The organism is Rhizobium sp. CF142, assembly GCF_000281145.1.
Taxonomy (GTDB): domain Bacteria; phylum Pseudomonadota; class Alphaproteobacteria; order Rhizobiales; family Rhizobiaceae; genus Rhizobium.
Genome location: NZ_AJWE01000101.1, coordinates 30,682 through 50,817, shown reverse-complemented (window position 1 = coordinate 50,817; position 20,136 = coordinate 30,682). Strand labels below are relative to the sequence as shown.

The following is a 20,136-nucleotide window of genomic DNA, read 5'->3' as shown; positions in this document are numbered from 1 at the left end:
ATGACAACCGCCATCACTCCCGACGGACCAAAGCCTAGAAAGATTTCGCCGTCACGTATCGCGATCTATGTTTTCCTTGGCATCTCGGCTGCCTTCTTCCTAATGCCGGTCTACGTGATGATCATCACTTCGCTGAAGCCGATGTCGGAAATCAGAACCGGAAATCTGTTCGCGCTGCCCAAGGCAGCTACGTTCGCTCCCTGGGTCAAGGCATGGTCTGACGCCTGCACTGGACGGGTGTGCAATGGGATCAGCCCCGGCTTTGTCAACTCCTTCAAGATCGCCATCCCCGGCACGATCTTTCCAGTGATGATCGGCGCCATAAACGGCTATGCGCTGTCGTTCTGGCGGTTTCGCGGCGCAACACTCGTATTCTCGATACTGATGATTAGCACCTTCGTGCCGCTCCAGGTGTTCATTTTCCCGCTGGTCCGCATGTTGAACGCGGTGGGCCTCTTTGGAACCCTTACCGGCATCATCTTGATCCATACGGGCTTCACTCTCCCCCTCACCACGCTGCTGTTCCGCAATTTCTACGCTGCGGTGCCGGAGGAGATGTTCAGCGCGGCGCGCGTTGACGGAGGTGGATTCTGGTCGATCTTCTTTTACGTCCTCCTGCCGATTTCCACTCCGATCATCATCGTTGCCGTCATATTACAGTTCACCGGGTCGTGGAACGACTACCTCTTCGGACTGATCTTCGCCGGGCGAGAAAACTTGCCCATGACAGTGCAGCTTAACTCCATCGTCACCAGCCAATACGGCGAGAAGGAATACAACGTAAATATGGCCGCCACGATGCTCGCCGCCATCGTTCCACTTATCGTCTATTTCGCCTCGGGCCGATGGTTCGTCCGTGGAATTTCCGATGGCGCGTTGAAGGGATAAGACATGGACAATAGTTTTAAAAAGACAAAGGCCAAGGGCGTTTCGGTCCGTAAGGTCCGCGTCTCCTACGGGGCTGTTCACGTGATCCGCGAGTTGGATTTCGAGATTGCGCCGGGGGAGTTCATCGTGCTTCTGGGGGCCTCGGGCTGCGGCAAGTCTACGCTGCTCAGCGTCATCGCGGGGCTTCGGGACGTCTCTGGCGGGCAGATCTGGATCGGCGACGAAAACGTTACTTGGCACGAGCCCAAGGATCGCGACATCGGCATGGTGTTTCAATCCTATGCGCTTTATCCGCAGATGACGGTGCGCGGCAACCTGTCCTTCGGCCTGCGCATGACCGGCGCCGACAAGACTGTGATCGACAAGCGGGTGACTGAGGCGGCCGAGATCCTGCAGCTGACGGCGCTTCTGGAACGCAAGCCGCGCCAGCTTTCAGGCGGCCAGCGGCAGCGGGTGGCGATCGGACGCGCCTTGGTGCGGCATGCGGGGGTCTTCCTCTTCGATGAGCCGCTGTCCAACCTCGACGCAAAGCTGCGGACCGAGTTGCGCGGAGAGCTGAAGCGGCTTCACAAGCAGCTGGGCACGACGATGATTTTCGTGACGCACGACCAGATCGAGGCGCTCACCCTTGCCGACCGCATCGCCGTGATGGAAGGCGGCGTGATCCGCCAGATCGGCACACCAAAGGAGATATACCGGCACCCACAAAACCGCTTCGTGGCGGGCTTCATTGGTTCACCCGGCATGAACTTCTTCGATGGCGAGATACAGGTACGGGGCGCAGAGGCGAGGTTTGTCGGGCGCGGGTTCGAACTACCCCTGACCGGCTACGACTTTGCGACGGAGACGCCCGTTCGCGGGAAGGCCGTATTGGGGCTGCGGCCCGAACATGTCGGAACGCGCCTTACTGGCCAAACACCCTTTCAGGCGTCCAGCCCTATCGTCTCGGTCGAACCCATGGGCGCAGAGACGCTCCTCTGGGGCCGCCTTGGCGAGGATCCCCTCTCGATCCGGGTGGACACGCTTCAAGGCTTGGACGAGGCGCCTCATATCACCTTCGAAATCGACCCCGCCTTGGTCTCGCTCTTCGACGCGGCAACCGGTCAGCGGCTATGACCACCCTGAATTCACTTCACACCCCCGAAAGGAGAACGCAAATGACTGACGCGGAAGGTTTCGTATCGCTTTTCGACGGCAAGACACTGAACGGCTGGTTCGCTACGCCGCGAACATATGGCGAGATGTGGCCGGGCGGCCCCACGGTGCAAGAAGCCCATCCCGATCTCTTCCCGGCGGATTACGACGAGCAGACCGCAAAGCACCCTGCGGTGTGGACGGTGGAGGATGGTGCCATCGTCGGCCGTCAAGACAGCCCCGGTAGCGGCTGGGGTGGTTATCTGGTGACGGAAAAAACTTATGGCGATTTTGAATTGACCTTCGAGGCCAATCCCGACTGGCCTGCCGACACGGGAATCATGCTGCGCAAGAAGCCATATACGTTCCACGGCTTCCAGGTACTTCTGGATCACCGGAAGTCTGGCTCGATCGGCGGCTTCTATGGCAATGGCATCAGCGGTTTCCACGCCGTGCCCTTTGCGCTCGACGTCGTGCTCGGCGCCGATGGAAAACCTGTCGGCCTTCGTCAGGATGATCCCAAGACCTCGATCGAGCCCTTCGCCCAGGCCAAACGTGGTCTTCTGACTGAGGCCTGCTCCGTCGAGGACTTCCTCGCGACATGGAAGTTTGGCGACTGGAACGCCTTCCGCGTCCGGATCGTCGGAGCCAAACCCAAGGCTTCGGTATGGATTAACGGGTTGCTGATCGCCTCTATCGACCTCGCCGCGATCGAATTCCCGAACTACGACGCCGATGCTGTGGCCAACTTCCTTGGGCCAAGGGGGCACATCGCCTTCGAGGTGCACGACAACGACAAAAGGCTGGGTGAGGGCCGCTGGGGCCGAACGGCAGCTTGCCGCTGGCGCAACATCCGCATCAAGGAACTTTGAGCCATGCCGGATACTCCTGACATCCGCTGGGGCATCGTCGGCCCCGGGTGGATCGCCGAGTTGTTCGCCGAGGATCTCGCCCGCACCCCCGGTGCGCGTTGCGTGGCGGTTGCCTCGCGCGATCTCGGCAGGGCCAGGGCCTTTGCCGAACGCCACGGCATTGCCACGGCCTATGGCGACTATGCTGCGATGGCCGCCGATCCGCAGGTCGACATCGTCTATATTGCGACGCCGCACAACCACCACCACGCCCATGCACGGATGATGCTGGAAGGAGGCAAGCCGGTGCTCGTCGAGAAGCCCTTCGCGATGAATGCAACGGAAGCCGCAGATATCGTCGCGCTTGCGCGAGCACGGGGCCTTTTCGTGATGGACGCGATGTGGACGCTGTGCAATCCCCTGTTTCGTCGATTGGCGGACGTAATTGCAGCAGGGGATATCGGCACGCCGCGGGCCTTTTCGGCCTCGATCGGGCCGATGGGCGCGACCAAGGGACATCGGATCGAAGACCCTGATCTGGGTGGCAGCTTCACATTGGAATGCATGGTCTACCCGATGAACATCCTGGCCGGCCTTGCACCCAACCTGACGGTGGGGGCGGAGGTCACCGCCTCGGCGCTTTTCACCGAGCGCGGCGTCGATAGCGGCTCGGCGATCCAACTGAAGAATGCGGATGGCCATGCCACGATGTCGGGCGGCTTCGTGCTGGGTGCGAAAGGTAGCGGTTCGTCAAGTTTTAAGCTGATCGGCGATGAGGGCTGGCTTGCGGTCACCGACAATCTCTTCAACCCCGGGCGCGCCCTGATCAGCGCCCGAGGCCGCGAGATGGAGGAGGTTACTGAGCCTTCCAGTACAGAACGCTACCGCTGGGAAATCGAAGAGGCCGGCCGCTGCCTGCGGGCGGGCCAAGGCGAAAGCGCACTGGTGTCGCATGATCTGACGCTGGGGGTGATGCGCCTTCTGGATCAGGCAATGGTACAGACCAGAGGAGAGGTGTTGCCATGAAGATCCCACCGCGTGAATTGGCCAAAGGCCAGCGGTGCCAGGTATGGATTCACGACACGGCCAGCGGCGAGAATCGCATGATCCTGGAGACGGCGGACCTCCTGCTGGAAGCGCCGAACTGGACCCGTCAGGGCGATGCGCTGATCCTGAACGGCAAAGGGCTGCTCTGGCGCCTGCCGCTTGACGAACCGGGCCTGCAGGTGATCGACTTGCAGGGCGTGCCTCCGTTGAACAACGATCATGTCCTGGATCCGGACGGGGCGCATATCTTCGTTTCGGCCTACGACGACTGGCAGCTATATCGGGCGCCGCTAGCGGGTGGGGTGGCGGTTCAGCTCTCGGGCAAGGAAGGACCTGATGGACTTTTGCACTTTCTGCATGGAGTTTCGCCTGACGGGCGGCAACTTGCCTTTGTCGGCGTCCGGGCGCTCATCACCGATGACAGCGTCACCTTCCTGTCGGCCGAGATTTGCACCATCGGATCGGATGGGAGCGGGTTTCGCCAGATCACCTCGGGTGGCGCGCCAACTGACGGGCCGGAATACAGCCCCGACGGTGCCTGGATCTATTTCAACACCGAAGCCTTTTCGAGCCACGCTCAGATCGCGCGCATGCGGCCTGACGGATCGGAGATCGAAAGGCTGACCCATGCGCCCACGGTCGACTGGTTCCCGCATTTTTCGCCTGATGGTGGGCTTGCGGCCTATTTGGCCTATCCGCCCGGGACTAAAGGACATCCGGCCGATCTCTGGGTCGAGTTGAAACTGGTGCGTGACGGCGATTGGTCCGCTGCAGTCCCGGTGGCGCGGATCTTCGGCGGTCAGGGCACGATCAACGTCAACAGCTGGTCACCCGACAGCAGGCGATTTGCTTTCGTTGCCTACCCGATGGATTGAGTTCACTTCGGGCATGGCCCGACATTCATGAAAAAGACCCGGGAGACACCCCAGATGATCTACACGCTCGACACACTCGCCGAGGAACTAAAGGACCTGCAACTTGCGACATTTGACTATGATTTCGCCTGGAAACTTGGCTGCCTCATGCAGGCGCAGGCGGCGGCCCGGTCGTTGCCGGCAGCGATTACCGTGGCGCACGGGACCGATGTCGTGTTCGCCCTGTTGATGCCCGGGGCGACCCCGGACAATACGGACTGGGCGGCCCGAAAGCGTTCCGTTGCCCATCGATTTCATCGCAGTTCCCTGGCGATGCGACTTGAAGCTGAACAGGGGGGATATAATTTCAATAGCCGTTTTCGACTGCCCGAATCCGACTTCGTGGCGAGCGGGGGCGGGTTTCCCCTAATGTTGCGGGGCGGCACACTGATCGGAACGGTGGGCGTCAGCGGGCTTCCGGACCTGGAAGATCATCTGCTTGTGATAAATGCGCTGCGGGAGCTATTGGTCTTGGATCATTGAGCGGCATTGGGTCAAGACCCATGCCGATCGCCAACGCAAATTGGCGCGTGATTCCCTTCATCAGTACGCGCAAGAAGCACCCCGACAGGGTTCAAAACAATTCATAGGAGAAGGCAATTGGCTAAGACGATACGGTGGGGAATACTGGCGACGGGCTGGATAGCCGATCTGTTCGTCAAGGACCTGATCCAGACAGGTCATTCGGTGGCGGCGGTGGGATCCCGTGCCCAGGCACGTGCGGATCGCTTTGCAAGGACTTTCGGCATCGCGACGGCGCATGGCAGTTATGAGGCACTGGTGGCCGATCCCAATGTCGATATCATCTACATTGCTACCCCACATCCCCAGCATGTCTCTGCGGCGAAACTCGCGCTTAATGCTGGCAAACACATTCTTGTCGAGAAGCCCTTCGCTCTCAATGCCAGGGAAGCCGCTGAAATCGTCGACCTGGCCCGCGCCAAAGGTCTGGTCGTGCTTGAGGCGATGTGGACACGCTTTCTTCCACACATGCGCCGCGTCCGTGAGATCATCGCTGACGGCACGCTCGGGGAGATCCGTTCCATCACCGCTGATCATCGCCAGAAGCTTCCGGATGATCCGAAGCATCGTCTGAACGCGCTCGAACTGGGTGGCGGCGCTTTGCTGGACTTGGGTATCTATCCCATCTCGTTCGCCTGGGACATTCTGGGCAAACCTGCGTCCATCAAGGCGACAGCGACGTTCCGCGATACGGGCGCGGACGCGCAGGTCGCGACGCTCTTTCACTATGCATCGGGCGCAATCGTCACCACCCTGTCCTCAAGCGACAGTGCAGGGACAAATAGGGCGAGTGTGGTTGGAACGAGGGGGCGGATCGAGATTGACCGGGTTTGGTATTCGCCAACCACATTCCGAGTATATGACAATGAAAACAACGTTCTTGAAACTTTCGACGGCTCGGTTGAAACCCGCGGTATGCAGTTTCAAGCCGATGAGGCAGAGCGCCTGATTTCTGCCGGGCTGCTCGCAAGCCAGATCATGCCACCGTCGCAATCCGTCGATATCATGGCCTCGTTGGACGAGGTGCGCAGACAAATCGGTCTTCGATACCCTGGCGAAGGGTGAGAAATCGCGAAACGTATCGAGCATTGCTGCACGCACCGGTCACCAAGCCCCCGAAAACATTAACCAGACGCTGGCCGCTGCAGCACGAGGGTTACGAATTTTTGTGACGCGGTCTGAAAGTGTTCGGACGTGATCATGGATCACGCCGACTGTGAGGAATTATGCCTTGTGATGTCACGGGCAGCCAAGGAAGCGTGAATAGCTGCTATGTCTGTTGTAAATTACAAGCTCCGCCTATGGGCGGTGCGGGCCGTCATGATGGTGCAGGAATTCTCAATCGGGCGATGTCACGTTGTCTGCAGCTTAACGGTTGAGGGATAATTGGGCGGGGATGAGCCCGAAGACGATCAGTTACAAGAACCACCGCTTTCCACCGCAGATCATCGCCCATGCGGTGTGGCGGTATTTCCGGTTTCTGTTGAGCCTGCGGTTGGTCGAGGAAATGCTGTTGGAACGGGGCGTTGTCGTATCTTACGAAACGATCCGGCGATGGGGCCGTAAATTCGAGGCGGCTTATGCCAAGCAGTTGCGCAGAAAGAAGCCGTCGCAAAAGGATATCTGGCATTTGGACGAGGTGGTGATGTCCATCTGCGGCCGGAAACATTGGCTTTGGCGCGCCATTGACCAGGACGGCTACGTTCTCGACGAGATCGTTTAGGCCCACCGCGATACCAAGGCTGCCAAGCGATTGCTCGTCAGGCTGCTGAAGAAGCAAGGCCTGTCGCCGAAGCGCATCGTCAGCGACAAACTGCGCTCATACGGAGCGGCAAGGCGCGATGTCATGCCCGGCGTCGAACATCGATCACACAAGGGCCCGAACAATCGCGCGGAGAATTGGTACGTGCCGCTTCGAAAACGAGAGCGGATGATGCAGGGATTTCGATCCGTCGGCGGCTTGCAACTCGGATGGATGCCGGTGCCAGGCGGCAGGGCGGACCAGACGCGCTCCTATTCGCCGTGGTCGTCGCTGACGGTAGAGGCACTCAGCTGGTCGAAGCGCATCTCTTCGTTTCGGAAGAGGTCGATCAGGACGCGCGAGACGCGGCCAAGCGCCAAGCGCTTGCGTACGACAGCAGCAGACAGGTCATTGCTCCGGATGTTACTTAAGCTGGGAATGGAAGCGATGTACTCACATTCGATATGAGCGATGCGATCGGCGACCGATGCGCGAACCTTCTCGCTTGACCCTTACGATTCATAGATTTCAATTGGAAGACCGTCAGGATCCGAGAAGAAGGTGAATGCTTTACCGGTGAATGGATCTGTTCTTACCGCTTCCGCCTCGATCCCGCGCTCGCTTAGCCAGACGACCGTCGCCGGCACGCTGTCGACAGCAAAAGCCAGATGGCGCAGGCCGCATGCCTCTGGCCGAGAAAGGCGACGCGGCGATGAGGGAAAATGGAAAAGCTCAATTTGCGCAGCGTCGCATTTGAGGTCGCATTTCCAGGACCGACTTTCCTCGCGCCAGTTTTCCGCGAGGACGTCAAAACCAAGTCGATCGACATAAAACTCTTTCGACAGACGATAGTCGCTGCAGAGGATAGCTATGTGATGAAAGCGTCGGAGCATGTCGCGGGATCCTTTTCCGGTCGGACGTTCGATTGAACCGTCCTGCTGCAATTTATCTCCCGCGATGGGGCTCCCCGCCAACCGTCTGGGAGGCTATGGAGGGCCGGGCCAGAAAGCGCGACAACAAAGTCGGCAGAGGTTTGCCAGGCGGCCCCCGGTCTCTTGAACGGCCCTAGGCCGAGCGTATGCCAGGAATTGAAAAGTGTGTCACAGCATCCTCGGCATTCTGCTGGACACTCAGATTCTCGGCAGCGGGCCGATCGGTGATGAAGAAATCATAATCTTCCAGCGGCGAGACAAAAAAGGGTTCGCGTCGACCCATTTTCGTGTGGTCCGCGACCAGCATTTTCCGCTCGCTGACGGCAAGCATCGCACGCTTGGCTGCTGCATCCCACTCTTCTGAGGCAGTGACACCGAATGTACGATCGATGGCGCATGCGCCAGTCACCATGGTGTTCGCCCGGAAATTCTTGATCGCCTCAATCGTCGCCTGCCCCCTGAACAGCCGCTGGGCGTGATCCCACTCGCCACCAAGTATAATCAGCCGGATATCCGTCCTGACACTTAAAGCATTTGCGACGTCCAGGGACGGCGTGATGACGGTGAAACTTCCGGCGGGCAGGCGCTTTGCGACCTCCAAGACGGTTTGGCCCGCATCGAGAAAAATCGTGTCCCCGATCGTGAGATGAGCAACCGCCTGTTCGCCGATCTGCTCTTTTGCTTCTTGCGCGATGCCGCGTCGCATATCCCGTCGCATGCTCGGAACATCGAGATTGACCGCACCGCCATGGGTTTTCTGAAGGTAGCCTTCGTCGGACAGCGCCGAAAGGTCCCGTCGTATCGTGTCGTCGGAGACACGAAAACGCTCGGCGAGATCGCTGACCCGGACATGCCCGTCCTCGATCAGGATTGAAAGGATTGTTTGACGACGTTTTTCCATAACCATGCGGCTATTCCTAGGATAGCTCCGCAAAAAACGCAAGACTCGGTCGATATCGTGCGGCTATGTGCGGTATTTTCGGTTTGACAACTGCGGTTTTGCGGGTATGGTGCGGTTATCGTGCGGTACTCGCACTTGGGCTGGGAGGCCAATGATCATGCTCAATGGGAGGAAGAAAATGCGATACGCTGTTGCGCTGGCGCTGACGGCTGCATGGGGACTTACGGCAAATCCGGCAGCGGCCGGCGATCCGACGGTCGAGGTCCTGCACTACTGGACATCGGGCGGCGAATCCAAGGCGATCAACGTATTCAAGAGCGCCTTTGAGGCTGCGGGCGGCAAGTGGATCGATTCACCAGTTGCGGGCGGCGGCGGCGATGCGATGAATCAAGTATTGCGTTCTCGCGTATTGGCCGGCAATCCGCCGGGCATGGCGGTCCTGAAGGGGCCGAACGTGACCGAGTGGGCAGAGCAGGGGAAACTCGCTTTCCTCGATGACGTCGCCGCCAAGGACGACTGGCAGAAAATCCTTCCGCCTCTTCTGAACGATATTGTCAAATACGATGGCCATTATGTCGCGATCCCGGTCGATGTCCATCGCGTCGACTGGATGTGGGTAAATCCCGCGCTCTTCGCGAAAATCGGCGCGACCCCGCCGAAGAACTGGGACGAGTTCAATGCGGTTGCCGAGAAGTTCCTCGCAGCCGGCATAACGCCGCTTGCCCATGGTGGTCAGCCCTGGCAGGACGCCACCGTATTCGAGACGGTTGTCCTCGGCATCGGTGGGATCGATTTCTATCGCAAGACCATGGTCGAACAGGACCTCGATGCACTTGGCAGCGACACGATGGTCAAGGTCTTCGATCAAATGCGAAAAATCCGCGGTTACGTGGATCCATCCTTCGCGGGCCGAGACTGGAATCTGGCAACGGCGATGGTCATGAACGGCCAGGCGGCGATGCAGATCATGGGCGACTGGGCCAAGGGAGAGTTTCTCGCCGCTGGCAAGGTGCCGGGCAAGGATTTTCTGTGCGTTCCAACGCCAAGCGACGGCGGCTATATCCTCAACTCCAACAGTTTTGCTTTCTTCGATTCCGATGGAGCGGACAAGGCAGCGGGACGGGAATTGCTTGCGCACACGATGCTCAGCGAAAAGGTTGAGATCGACTATACTCGCTTCAAGGGATCGATCCCGGCGCGGTTGGGCGTGTCGCGCGACGGCTATGACAGTTGCGCCACTCGTTCGATGGATGATCTCGAGGCGTCGATCAAGACCGAAAAACTTGTGCCGAGCATGGCCCATGAAATGGCGACCAGCGGCGCGATGCGCGGCGCAATCGTCGACGTGGTGACGGAACATTTCAACTCGGACATGAGCTCCGAAGACGCCGTCAAGCAGCTCGTGGCGGCAGTCGAACAGGCAAAATGATCCGCCGGAGAAACGGGCAGGGCGTGGAAGTTTCGAAGATCCACGCCCTTGCTCCTTGGAAAGATCGACATCCCTCAAAGTCTGGTCAGCACCGATGACAGCCTCCTTTATCAGCGAGCCAAAAATATCGGCCGGCGATGCAGCAGCACGAACGGTTCGAGATTTCACGCGTAGAAATCTATCGCAACTGGTGTTGTCGCCAACTGTGGCGTCGACGCTATTGGTCGTCTACGGCTTTATTCTCTGGACGCTTTACATCTCCTTCTCCAAGTCGCGCATGACACCGGACTATAGTTTTGCCGGTTTCGAGGAATATGTGCGGCTTTGGTCAAGTCCGAGATGGTACACCGCGGTCGGAAACATGCTGGTTTTCACCAGCCTTTACGTGGTGATCTGCATTGCCGTCGGCTTGCTGCTTGCCATTTTGCTCGACCAACACATCCGGATCGAAGGCGCGCTTCGAACCATATATCTCTATCCGATGGCGATCTCGTTCATCGTTGCGGGAACGGCCTGGAAGTGGATCCTCAATCCCGGCATCGGCATCCAGAAATTCATGCGCGACCTCGGCTGGAGCAATTTCACCTTCGACTGGATCACCGACAGGAACATGGCGATCTACACGCTCGTCATCGCGGCTGTTTGGCAGGCGTCAGGCTTCGTAATGGCGCTCTTTCTTGCCGGATTGCGCGGCGTTGACCAGGAAATCGTCAAAGCCGCCCATCTGGATGGCGCCGGTGCTCCCCGGATCTATTGGAGCATCATCATTCCGTCGCTGAAACCGGTGTTCATGAGCGCCATTGTCATCCTCATTCACCTCTCGGTTAAAAGCTTTGACCTGGTCGTAGCGATGACGGCGGGAGGCCCAGGCACCGCCTCGGATCTTCCGGCAACCTTCATGTTCTCGATGATTTTCCAGAAGAACCAGCTCGGGACCGGCGCCGCCAGCGCCATGATGATGTTATGCGTGATCGTGGCCGTCATCGTTCCCTATCTCTACTCCGAACTCGGAGGCGGAAAGGATGGCTAACGTCGCAGCCGTTTCGAGCGGACGCTTTAGCCAACAATTGGCGCGCCTTTCGATCTACCTGCTTCTCGTCTTGTTTGCTTGCTACAGCCTTCTGCCGCTTTTGGTGATGCTGTCGAATTCGCTTCGAACGATCGAGGAAATCAAGGCCGGCTCGATACTCGCTCTCCCAGCGGCACCGACTTTGGATGCCTGGAAAATCGCCTGGAGCGAAGCCTGTATTGGCACGACCTGCTCGGGCTTGAAACCGCATTTTTTCGTCTCGGTTTCCGTCGTGACGCCCGCCGTCATCATCTCGACCATGATCGGCGCCATCAATGGCTACGCGCTGACGAAATGGCGTTTCAAAGGCGCCAACCTCGTCTTCGGCCTGCTTCTGTTCGGATGCTTCATCCCGTATCAGGTCGTTATTCTGCCGATGGCCATTACGCTCGGTTTCCTGAAGCTGGCGGGAAGTCCTGCGGGGCTCGTCCTTGTCAGCACCCTTTATGGTCTGCCGTTCACGACGCTATTTTTCCGCAACTACTATGTTACCGTGCCGGACGAAATCGTGCGGGCCGCCACCGTGGACGGCGCGGGTTTCTTCCAGACTTTCTGGTACGTGATCCTCCCGATCTCGGCACCGATATTCGTGGTGACGGTCATCTGGCAGTTCACCGGTATCTGGAACGACTTCCTGTTTGGTGCCTCCTTTAGTGCGACGGGTGCCTCCCAGCCGGTCATTGTCGCGCTCAACAACCTCGTCAACACCACGACAGGCGTCAAATATTACAATGTCGATTTTGCCGCATCCCTTCTGGCAGCATCACCGACGATCGTCGTCTACGCGCTAGCGGGAAAGTATTTCGTCCGCGGTTTGATGTCCGGCTCCGTGAAAGGCTAGAAAAATGGCAACGTTGGATATCAAAAACATCCGCAAGAGGTACGGCGAGCTCGATGTCCTGAAAGGGATCGATCTTTCCCTTACCGATGGAGAATTCCTGGTTCTTCTCGGGCCTTCTGGATGCGGAAAATCCACCCTCCTCAATATGATCGCCGGCTTGGACATGATCACCGATGGAGAGATCCGGGTCGACGGGCGCGTCATCAACACCGTGCACCCAAAGGACCGCAACATTGCGATGGTCTTCCAGAGCTACGCGCTCTATCCGAATATGACCGTCGCGCAAAATATGGCATTTTCTCTGAAACTGCGTGGCGTTTCTGTTGCTGAACGACAAGAGGCCGTGGCTCAGGTCGCCGATCTGCTTCAGATTGGACATCTGCTCGATCGGAAGCCGGCGCGTTTGTCCGGTGGGCAGCGTCAGCGTGTCGCCATGGGCCGAGCTCTGGTGCGCAATCCCAGCATCTTTCTGTTTGACGAGCCGCTTTCCAACCTGGATGCCAAGCTTCGCATCGAAATGCGCACCGAGATCAAGAAGTTGCATGAGCGTCTTGGCACCACCGTGGTCTATGTCACCCATGACCAGATCGAAGCGATGACGCTTGCAACACGGATCGCCGTCATGAAGGACGGGGCGGTGCAGCAATTTGCCGATCCGCAAACGATCTATGAGCAGCCCGAGAATCTCTTCGTGGCCGATTTCATCGGCTCCCCCCCGATGAACTTCATTCCGGCGCTTGTCGTTTCCGGCAGCTCCGGCCCCGAGCTTTTGTTGCAAGGCGACGAGCGGCAGATCCGGCTGCCGCTCAACCACCACGGCAGACCCGGCCAACTTGTCGATCGCAAGAGCGTTGTACTCGGCATTCGCCCAGAACATGTCACGAAGACCGAGGAGGGGCCGGGGCCTGCTGACAGGATGATCGTGGAGGGCCGCGTGGACGTCATCGAGCCCACGGGAGCTGAAACCCTGGTTGTCTTCAGGCTCGGCGGCGTCGACGTGACGGCAAAGGCACGCCCCAAGGACGTGGTCCATAAGGGCGCCCTCAACAAATTCGCGATCGACATGTCGGCCATTCACCTCTTCGACAAAGAGACGGGCAGAAGGCTCTGATCTGGCCGACTGGCAAGATTGTGAACAAAAAGCAGTGAAAGGAATGGCGATGGATAGGGTTAAGGTGGGTTTGATTGGCTTCGGCCTGGCGGGTTCGGTGTTCCATGCTCCGCTGCTCATGGCAGAGCCGCGTATGCGGCTCACGGCAATTGCCACCTCCAGGGCGCTTCCCACCGACTATGCCTCCTTGCGCGCTTATCCCAATCCCAAGCATTTGATCGCGTCCGATGAAGTCGATCTGATTGTTATTGCCACTCCGAACGAAACACACGCGCCACTGGCCGAAGCCGCGCTCGAGGCGGGCAAACATGTGGTGATCGACAAGCCTTTCGCGATTGACGTGAAGGACGCTGACAAATTGATGGCGCTTGCCACCCGGCAGGAGAGGCTGCTTTCCGTCTTTCACAATCGCCGATGGGACGGCAATTTTCTGACCGCCCGCGCCGCCTTGGCCCGCGGCGATATCGGCGAGATCAACTACTGCGAAATTCACTTCGACCGCTTTCGACCGGTAGCCAAGACCGGTTGGCGGGAGACGAACCAGCCTGGTTCGGGGGTTCTCTATGATCTTGGGCCACACCTCATCGACCAAGCTCTATGCCTTTTCGGGGTGCCCGAGGCCGTCATTGCGGACGTAGCCGCGCAGCGTGATGGCGTCGTGGCTGACGACTACTTCCACCTGCAGCTGATTTACAAGCACAGCCTTCGTGTCGTCCTGCACGCATCGTGCCTTGTCTTCCACGATGGCCCCCGTCTGGTCGCGCACGGTAACAAGGGCAGCCTTGTCGTCCATGGGTTGGATGGACAGGAGGCGGCACTGGCGGCCGGCGCACGGCCAGGTGACCCATCATGGGGAACAACCGACGCCGTGTCTGTATTCGTCATCGATGAGTCGGGACGGCACGACGTCCCGGTCGTTCCGGGAGCCTACGAACAATACTATCGCTCAATCGCCGAAGCCATTTTGGAGGGGCAGAAACCGGCAGTGACGGCGAAACAAGCGCGTGATGTCATGGCCGTGCTGGATGCTGCCCGCCAAAGCGCGGCGGAACACCGCTGGGTATCGCCCGTCAGATGAACTCACTGCGGATATATACTGATCAGTGATCCGAAAGGAGATAGAATCTTGGGTGAAATACAGACAATCGAGGAATTGCAGGTCGAGGCTAAGGACCTGCAATTTGTTGCTTTCGATCCAATGGTTGCCTGGAATATCGGAAGTTATATACAAGGGCGAGCAGCTTCAGAAAACATGCCGATTGCCTTCGAGATCGCAACATTCGGCCAGCAACTTTTTTACTTCGCCATGCCGGGTGCAGTTCCCGACAATAGCCACTGGATCAGGCGCAAGCGCGCAATCGTCGAGCGCTTTTATCGAAGCTCCCTGTTGATGAAGCTTCTCGCGGATCGGGACGGACGCCCGTTGCTCGAGCGGTATATGCTTTCTGCTGACGACTACGCCGCAAGTGGCGGAAGCGTTCCGATCGTCGTTACCGGCGTCGGAAGCGTCGGTGCGGTTACAGTGAGCGGTCTCACGCAATACGCTGACCATAAGCTCGCCGTCGAGGCCATCCGTCACGTCATTGGTCCTGGAAAGCAGTGAATGCCTCGCACGTCGCTCGTGGCCGTCGCGCAGGAGCACGGCCACACGATGGTCTTCATGTCAATTGGCTGGGCCTGAGCGGGGAAACCGACTGGGACCTGATGCTGCGGATCGTCGAGCAGGATCTCGTCAATGAGGTAGTCGAGGTAAACTTGATCCCGAGGAGGGCGTAGTCCTCACGCGCTACGCTCCGCCAGAAGCTTTCGGCCGAAAGGCGCAGTCAGCCATCTCTTTGCACGGCATCAGTTAAAATTCTTCGAGGATCGCCCGCGCGACCGCGGCGGCACAGACGCTAGCATAGGTCTGCCAGTCGTCATTCTTTCTAACGTCGCCGTAGTCGCATATACCCCTGACATTCAGATAGGCGAGACCGGCCGACGCGGCCGCGATCGCAACGCCTGCGCCCTCCATCTCATATGCGATCATGCCGTAGGCATGGTTCAACTTATCGCGATACTTCTCGTCCTTGAGCAGCGTGCTTGCCGAACCGATCGTGCCGACATGGAGGAAGGGTGCATCGACGGGGCGTTGATAGGTCAATCCCTTGGTATAGTTGCGACCGGCGGAATTCGGATCGCGATCGCCGTTCGGGCGGGTGGAACTGCGGACTTTATCGCTGCCCCGGCGTATATAGCCGTCCCAGGGCTTTTCGGCGACCTCGGGCCCCGTTCGCTCCTGCAGCGAGCGGAGGCGATCGACGGCGTCGAGCAGTTCGCGATCCCCAGGCGCGATATTGTCGCCGCGAAGCGAGAACTTGCCGTCGCTTCGTTTAACGTGGTCGTATTGAATCAGCCTGTCGCCGACCACGACGTCACCGAGCCGTACGTCCTTTTCCTTGTCGGAAAGATTGGGCTGTCCGGCCGCAATGCCGATGAGCACCACGCGCTTCAGAAAATGGCACTTAGCAACGACACGTGCGGTGGCTGCCGCGGCCTGCGCTATTCCCTGGCCCGTCGTGCCTGCGATTGCGACATAGATATCGTTGCCGACCTTGTCCTGGAGGGTCACATAGCGAACCTTGAGGTCGGACCTGAACGGGGTCGGAATGACCTCGGCGTCACCGAAGATCACTTCGGTCGCAGCCAGTTCGTGCGGAATGGCGTTGATGACTGCAGAGTTGAGGCGCTTGTAGACCGCCACTCGCTTACGCACGATTTCCTCGAGCACCTGATTTGGCTGCATGTCGCTCTCTGGCCGGCCGGTATCGTGATGAACGTCGGCGGCCATGGACTATTACGCCTGCACCAGCGCCAGAGCGCGTTCTGCTGCCCCGAACTGGCCGAAATGCGCGAACGCCTCGGCCGCTTCCAAGGCATACATGTCGCGGCTCATCCCCTTGCCGATCTGGTCGAAGAGTTTCGCCTGCGCCACGAGGACATTTCCGACATATTTTTCTTGTTCCGTTGCAAGCAGGAACTCATGAAGCAGGTCGCAATAGGCGATTGCCGCACGCTCGCCCTCAAGGCTTGCGATGTAGAAGCCGAAGTCTACGTACAGGCCGAGATCGTCGGCGGTCAGCGATGACATGCCGATCGTGGCGGAGATCGATCCGGTTTCCTTGTATCGCGAATAGAGCGCGGAAAAGAACGCGTTGATGTTCAATCCCAATTGGCGATGGTTCTCATACATGGGGTTTACCCAAACTCCAGCTCGTCAAACATCACGAACCCGGCCTTCGTCATGCCTTGATGAGACATCATCTGGCCGAACCTCTCAAGTGGTAGACCGGGCTACATAGAGAGGAAACTTTTAAGTTGTGTCAACAAGCATTACAGTCTGTTTTGGTTAATAATTGGAAAACGGCGACGGAGTTAGAGGTCAATTCCGTCGAATTTATGAGCCGAATGCATCTTTTGGGGGCTGTCATTACCGATCGCCTACCGCGTTTGGGCGCTGCCTCGAAGAAACCAGCGTGACCGGGGAAGTTCCATTCGCCGGGGGATACTGGCATGTGACGACGCATGAGTTGGCGGGACCGTCGTGGCAAAGATGGGGCGCCTAGCGAAAGCTTGGTGCTGATCCTCGTGCTGCATTGAATTTGGCAGCCTGATCCCTACCAGCCTATGTTCAGATTGGTGGGTTATCGCAAAGGGGCAGCGCCGCCTTTCCCTGTTGACGACATGTCAATCAAGCACCTGTTGCTGTGAGCGGCGCGTCGGAAAATTCGATGCCCGACCGTCTGTGGGCTCGTCAACCCCATGGTGTTCGTTGCGGGGCAGCAGACGGCCCTCGTCAGGGCCCATTCGATCACGAGACACTGCCAGTGATAACCAGAAGGGGCGAAGCGTAAGACGCTACCGCGTCGGCGAAGGTAACGGGGTCAGTCCGTGCACGGCTCTTGGGATCGAGCGCTCACAGCGCGAACTCGCCAGTACCGAGAGGCCGACAAAAAACGCGCCCGTTGACGCAGTTACAAATTTCCGAACCATCCATAACCCGTCGCGGGACAGCATCGATCCGGTCAGGGTCCATTTTTCTGGAAACTGCCAGTACATCGCTGTCGATCCTGATCGTTACTGTCTCCGTGGATTTGGGCACCGCGATCGCTCGACGGCTGCTGCCGGTGTCTTTATGGCTGCCTTGAGCCCGATTGCCATAAAACAGATGCCGGGGGTGACGCAGTGCGACGCTGGAGCGCACTTCTTAGGAAAATCGCGGTCGAGCGCGTGTCCGTGGCGTCTTAAACTGGCGCCACTAGAGCGCAATCGGTGCCAGAAGGCTGATCGTCATATACCGGGGCGTTCTGCCGGACGATCGGCGTGCGTATATACGGCCGTTGGTTTCGTGCGATTGCGTATGGGAACGGTGCCAAGCGATCGGAGGTTGCCTGCCCGATCTCCTGCGGCTTCGACAGTCGTCGCGCCGATTAGGCATCTGGTTCCTAGCTCCTTGTTGAGCGCTTCCAGTCTTTGAGACAGATTTACCGCGTCGCCGTAGACCGTATATGTCTGGCGATCAGGACTACCCACGGTGCCACCCGCGACAGGCCCCGTTGCAACTCCAATCCGGAGATGGATCGTTTCGCCCCGGAACTGCTTACCATTGACGCTCTGAAGAAGAGACTTCGTTGCGTGGATGGCTCGCGCAGCATGATCGGCCAACGAAACGGGAGCATTGAACGTAGCAACGACCGCATCGCCGATATAGCCGATGACGATACCGCCTTCTTGTCCGACGAGATCGGTAATAGTCGTGAAGATCTCATTGAGAAGCGGGATCAGCTTTGTGGGCGGCATGCTCTCCGTGATCCGGGTAAAGCCTTCGATATCGACGAAAACTACCGTCGCTTCCCTGAGTTGCGGCGCAAGGTGGCCCTCGTCCAAGAGCGCTTCCACGACGGGGGCTGGTACGTATTGCCCGAATAGGCTTCGAACATGACGCGTTCTCGCTTCGGCGCTCGCATGTGCCCTAACGACCAACTTTGCGCGATGAACGGCGAATGCCGTAATTCCGGTTACGGCACCGATCATCAACATTTCCTGGAACCGCGACGATAGACCGATGAACTTCGGATTGAGAACAACCGCGATGAACACGTCACGCGATGGCCCGGGAGGAAGGTCGTTGAAGGTCAGATAATCTCCCACACCCTGGGTAATGGAAAGGGTAGCCAACCCGAGGCCAGCTAGTGACCAGAAACCGGTCCATAGTACAACGAGGGGCGAAAGCGTCAGCACCGCTGCGGCGATCACCAAATAGTAATTCTGAACGCGGCTCGTCAGAAAAACAAGATTTTGGGGCACGTCACCACCGCTGCTGAGTGGGGCAAATGCCAAGAGGGCCGAGATCAGAAGGGGGTCGAAGGCAAATAACGCAAGCCTTGCGATCCGTTCAGGACGTCGTCCGGAAAATATGAGCGGCACAAGTCCAAGCAGCGCCACAAAGAAAGTGGCAAGCGACACAACGATATTGGTCGGGAAATAATATCCCCAAAGAGAAAATAACGCCACGACGCCGATTGCCAAAGCTCGCCCGTACACCGCAAACAAGAACCCTCTCCTCTCCGCGTCCGCGAGCGCCACGTCGACTGGTGTTATGGGCTTTGCTTTTTCTTCCAATTCCAACCTCTGCGTGACATGGTTTTTGCGGATCGACCGGAATTGCACTGACGCCTAAACGAACCTGCGGCCACGCAACGAGGGTCCCGCCTCGGGGCCGGACGGTCAAGGTGAAAAATTATTGTGATGCGCGTCGCGGCATCATCACCGCCAAGACCGTCAATCAAGCAACGGGATTAATAAGCGTCCCTTATGGCCTCAATTAGAAGTTTGCATCTAATCCACCCCCGTCTGCCCGCGTATCCTATCGCTGAATTCAATGAGGCGGGCCAGTGCTGTCGACAAATGTTGTCTTGATTTTTGTGAACGCCACGCCTCGCGCCAAAGGCCTTGCGCTCGCCCAAATCGCATCACCCGCAGCGCCCTTGGCGGCACAATCAAACCACCTTGGTTACAACGCAAAGGCTTTCACCAAACCCGGGTCGCGGATCGGCACCTGGTGCGGACAAACGGCACGCAGCGCGACTGATCCACGCGGCCTTGAGGATTGCCAGAACATATTCCTGCGACGAACCGATCGACTTGCGAGACATGGATGCCGTTTTGGAAATCGGATCCATAATCCTGTCTCGGCGTGCGTGGCCTTCGGCGCGAAAATCCCACACCGATATTTCAATGGAAAAGGTCGATGGACATCACCGTAAACAACGCTCGATATGATATCGATGCGGAACCGGATACGCCCCTGTTGTGGGTGCTTCGGGAAGAACTTGGGCTGACCGGCACGAAGTTCGGCTGTGGGCTTGCGCAATGCGGTGCCTGCACGGTGCTCATTGATGGTCTGCCGGTGCGCTCCTGCGTCACGCCGCTCGACAGCGTTCGCGGCGCAGCGATCACCACGATCGAAGGCGTCGAAGCGGATGCGATCGGCAAGCGCGTGGTGGAGGCATGGGTTGCCAATCAGGTACCCCAATGCGGTTATTGCCAATCTGGACAAGTGCTGGCCGCGACCGCCCTGCTCAAGCATAATCCTGTCCCAAGCGAGCAGGACATTGCAGACGCGATGATCAATCTCTGTCGCTGCGCAACCTATAACGCCATAAAGGCTGCCGTCCTCCGGGCATCCGACCGCAAGGAGGATGCGCCGTGAATACG

19 protein-coding genes and 2 pseudogenes are annotated in these 20,136 nt (G+C 58.4%); 16 read left to right on the top strand and 5 right to left on the bottom strand.

What is annotated here, in order from left to right:
• The 8 genes and pseudogenes from PMI11_RS22985 to PMI11_RS22950 all read left to right on the top strand — a co-directional run.
• A complete protein-coding gene (locus PMI11_RS22985; protein ID WP_007821849.1) occupies positions 1-888 on the top strand; it encodes a carbohydrate ABC transporter permease in 888 nt (295 codons plus the stop codon).
• 3 nt (positions 889-891) lie between these two features.
• Positions 892-2,004, top strand: a complete 1,113-nt coding sequence (gene ugpC, locus PMI11_RS22980) for an ABC transporter ATP-binding protein (protein WP_007821848.1) — start codon at positions 892-894, stop codon at positions 2,002-2,004.
• A gap of 41 nt (positions 2,005-2,045) precedes the next feature.
• Positions 2,046-2,894, top strand: a complete 849-nt coding sequence (locus tag PMI11_RS22975; protein ID WP_007821846.1) for a 3-keto-disaccharide hydrolase — start codon at positions 2,046-2,048, stop codon at positions 2,892-2,894.
• A gap of 3 nt (positions 2,895-2,897) precedes the next feature.
• The gene (locus PMI11_RS22970) at positions 2,898-3,899 is read left to right on the top strand and encodes a Gfo/Idh/MocA family protein (protein ID WP_007821843.1); all 1,002 of its coding nucleotides are present in this window, start codon (positions 2,898-2,900) and stop codon (positions 3,897-3,899) included.
• Between the two features lie 77 nt (positions 3,900-3,976).
• The gene (locus tag PMI11_RS22965) at positions 3,977-4,795 is read left to right on the top strand and encodes a TolB family protein (protein ID WP_202803160.1); all 819 of its coding nucleotides are present in this window, start codon (positions 3,977-3,979) and stop codon (positions 4,793-4,795) included.
• Between the two features lie 54 nt (positions 4,796-4,849).
• Entirely contained in the window at positions 4,850-5,317 is a 468-nt protein-coding gene (locus PMI11_RS22960) for a heme-degrading domain-containing protein (RefSeq protein ID WP_007821838.1), read from the top strand.
• 117 nt (positions 5,318-5,434) lie between these two features.
• Entirely contained in the window at positions 5,435-6,421 is a 987-nt protein-coding gene (locus PMI11_RS22955; protein WP_007821836.1) for a Gfo/Idh/MocA family protein, read from the top strand.
• Positions 6,422-6,738: 317 nt separating this feature from the next.
• Positions 6,739-7,322 (top strand): annotated as a pseudogene (locus PMI11_RS22950) (IS6 family transposase); the annotation flags it as partial.
• Between the two features lie 287 nt (positions 7,323-7,609).
• Here the strand turns inward: PMI11_RS22950 and PMI11_RS22945 are convergent.
• Positions 7,610-7,990: an SMU1112c/YaeR family gloxylase I-like metalloprotein gene (locus PMI11_RS22945; RefSeq protein ID WP_007821831.1), complete on the bottom strand. Its 381-nt coding sequence runs from the start codon at positions 7,988-7,990 to the stop codon at positions 7,610-7,612.
• Between the two features lie 172 nt (positions 7,991-8,162).
• Positions 8,163-8,936 carry a DeoR/GlpR family DNA-binding transcription regulator gene (locus PMI11_RS22940; RefSeq protein ID WP_007821829.1) on the bottom strand — a complete coding sequence of 258 codons (774 nt, stop codon included), beginning with the start codon at positions 8,934-8,936 and terminating at the stop codon, positions 8,163-8,165.
• Between the two features lie 172 nt (positions 8,937-9,108).
• Here PMI11_RS22940 and PMI11_RS22935 point away from each other — a divergent pair, with 172 nt between their 5' ends.
• The 7 genes and pseudogenes from PMI11_RS22935 to PMI11_RS38530 all read left to right on the top strand — a co-directional run.
• Complete coding sequence (locus PMI11_RS22935) at positions 9,109-10,359, top strand: ABC transporter substrate-binding protein (protein WP_037071943.1); 1,251 nt, start codon at positions 9,109-9,111, stop codon at positions 10,357-10,359.
• A 94-nt stretch (positions 10,360-10,453) separates the two neighbouring features.
• Positions 10,454-11,389: a carbohydrate ABC transporter permease gene (locus PMI11_RS22930; protein WP_007821825.1), complete on the top strand. Its 936-nt coding sequence runs from the start codon at positions 10,454-10,456 to the stop codon at positions 11,387-11,389.
• Positions 11,382-12,269, top strand: coding sequence for a carbohydrate ABC transporter permease (locus PMI11_RS22925; RefSeq protein WP_007821823.1), 888 nt, complete (start codon positions 11,382-11,384; stop codon positions 12,267-12,269). The genes PMI11_RS22930 and PMI11_RS22925 overlap by 8 nt, the downstream gene beginning before the upstream one ends.
• Positions 12,270-12,273: 4 nt before the next feature.
• Positions 12,274-13,380, top strand: a complete 1,107-nt coding sequence (ugpC, locus tag PMI11_RS22920; RefSeq protein WP_007821821.1) for an ABC transporter ATP-binding protein — start codon at positions 12,274-12,276, stop codon at positions 13,378-13,380.
• Positions 13,381-13,423: 43 nt separating this feature from the next.
• Positions 13,424-14,458 (top strand): oxidoreductase, encoded by a 1,035-nt coding sequence (locus tag PMI11_RS22915; protein ID WP_037071942.1) that lies wholly within the window; start codon positions 13,424-13,426, stop codon positions 14,456-14,458.
• Positions 14,459-14,506: 48 nt separating this feature from the next.
• Positions 14,507-14,983, top strand: a complete 477-nt coding sequence (locus PMI11_RS22910; protein ID WP_007821817.1) for a heme-degrading domain-containing protein — start codon at positions 14,507-14,509, stop codon at positions 14,981-14,983.
• A pseudogene (locus tag PMI11_RS38530) lies at positions 14,984-15,108 on the top strand (toxin-antitoxin system, toxin component, PIN family protein); the annotation flags it as partial.
• A gap of 121 nt (positions 15,109-15,229) precedes the next feature.
• On the opposite strand, the gene PMI11_RS22905 reads toward PMI11_RS38530, so the two are convergent.
• The 3 genes from PMI11_RS22905 to PMI11_RS22895 all read right to left on the bottom strand — a co-directional run bounded on the left by PMI11_RS22905 (position 15,230) and on the right by PMI11_RS22895 (position 19,041).
• Positions 15,230-16,210, bottom strand: a complete 981-nt coding sequence (locus PMI11_RS22905) for a phosphorylase family protein (RefSeq protein WP_157179673.1) — start codon at positions 16,208-16,210, stop codon at positions 15,230-15,232.
• A 6-nt stretch (positions 16,211-16,216) separates the two neighbouring features.
• Positions 16,217-16,612, bottom strand: coding sequence for a hypothetical protein (locus PMI11_RS22900; protein ID WP_007821813.1), 396 nt, complete (start codon positions 16,610-16,612; stop codon positions 16,217-16,219).
• 1,097 nt (positions 16,613-17,709) lie between these two features.
• Entirely contained in the window at positions 17,710-19,041 is a 1,332-nt protein-coding gene (locus PMI11_RS22895; RefSeq protein ID WP_007821809.1) for an adenylate/guanylate cyclase domain-containing protein, read from the bottom strand.
• A 628-nt stretch (positions 19,042-19,669) separates the two neighbouring features.
• Here PMI11_RS22895 and PMI11_RS22890 point away from each other — a divergent pair.
• Positions 19,670-20,131, top strand: a complete 462-nt coding sequence (locus PMI11_RS22890) for a (2Fe-2S)-binding protein (RefSeq protein WP_007821807.1) — start codon at positions 19,670-19,672, stop codon at positions 20,129-20,131.
• Positions 20,132-20,136: the final 5 nt, after the last annotated feature.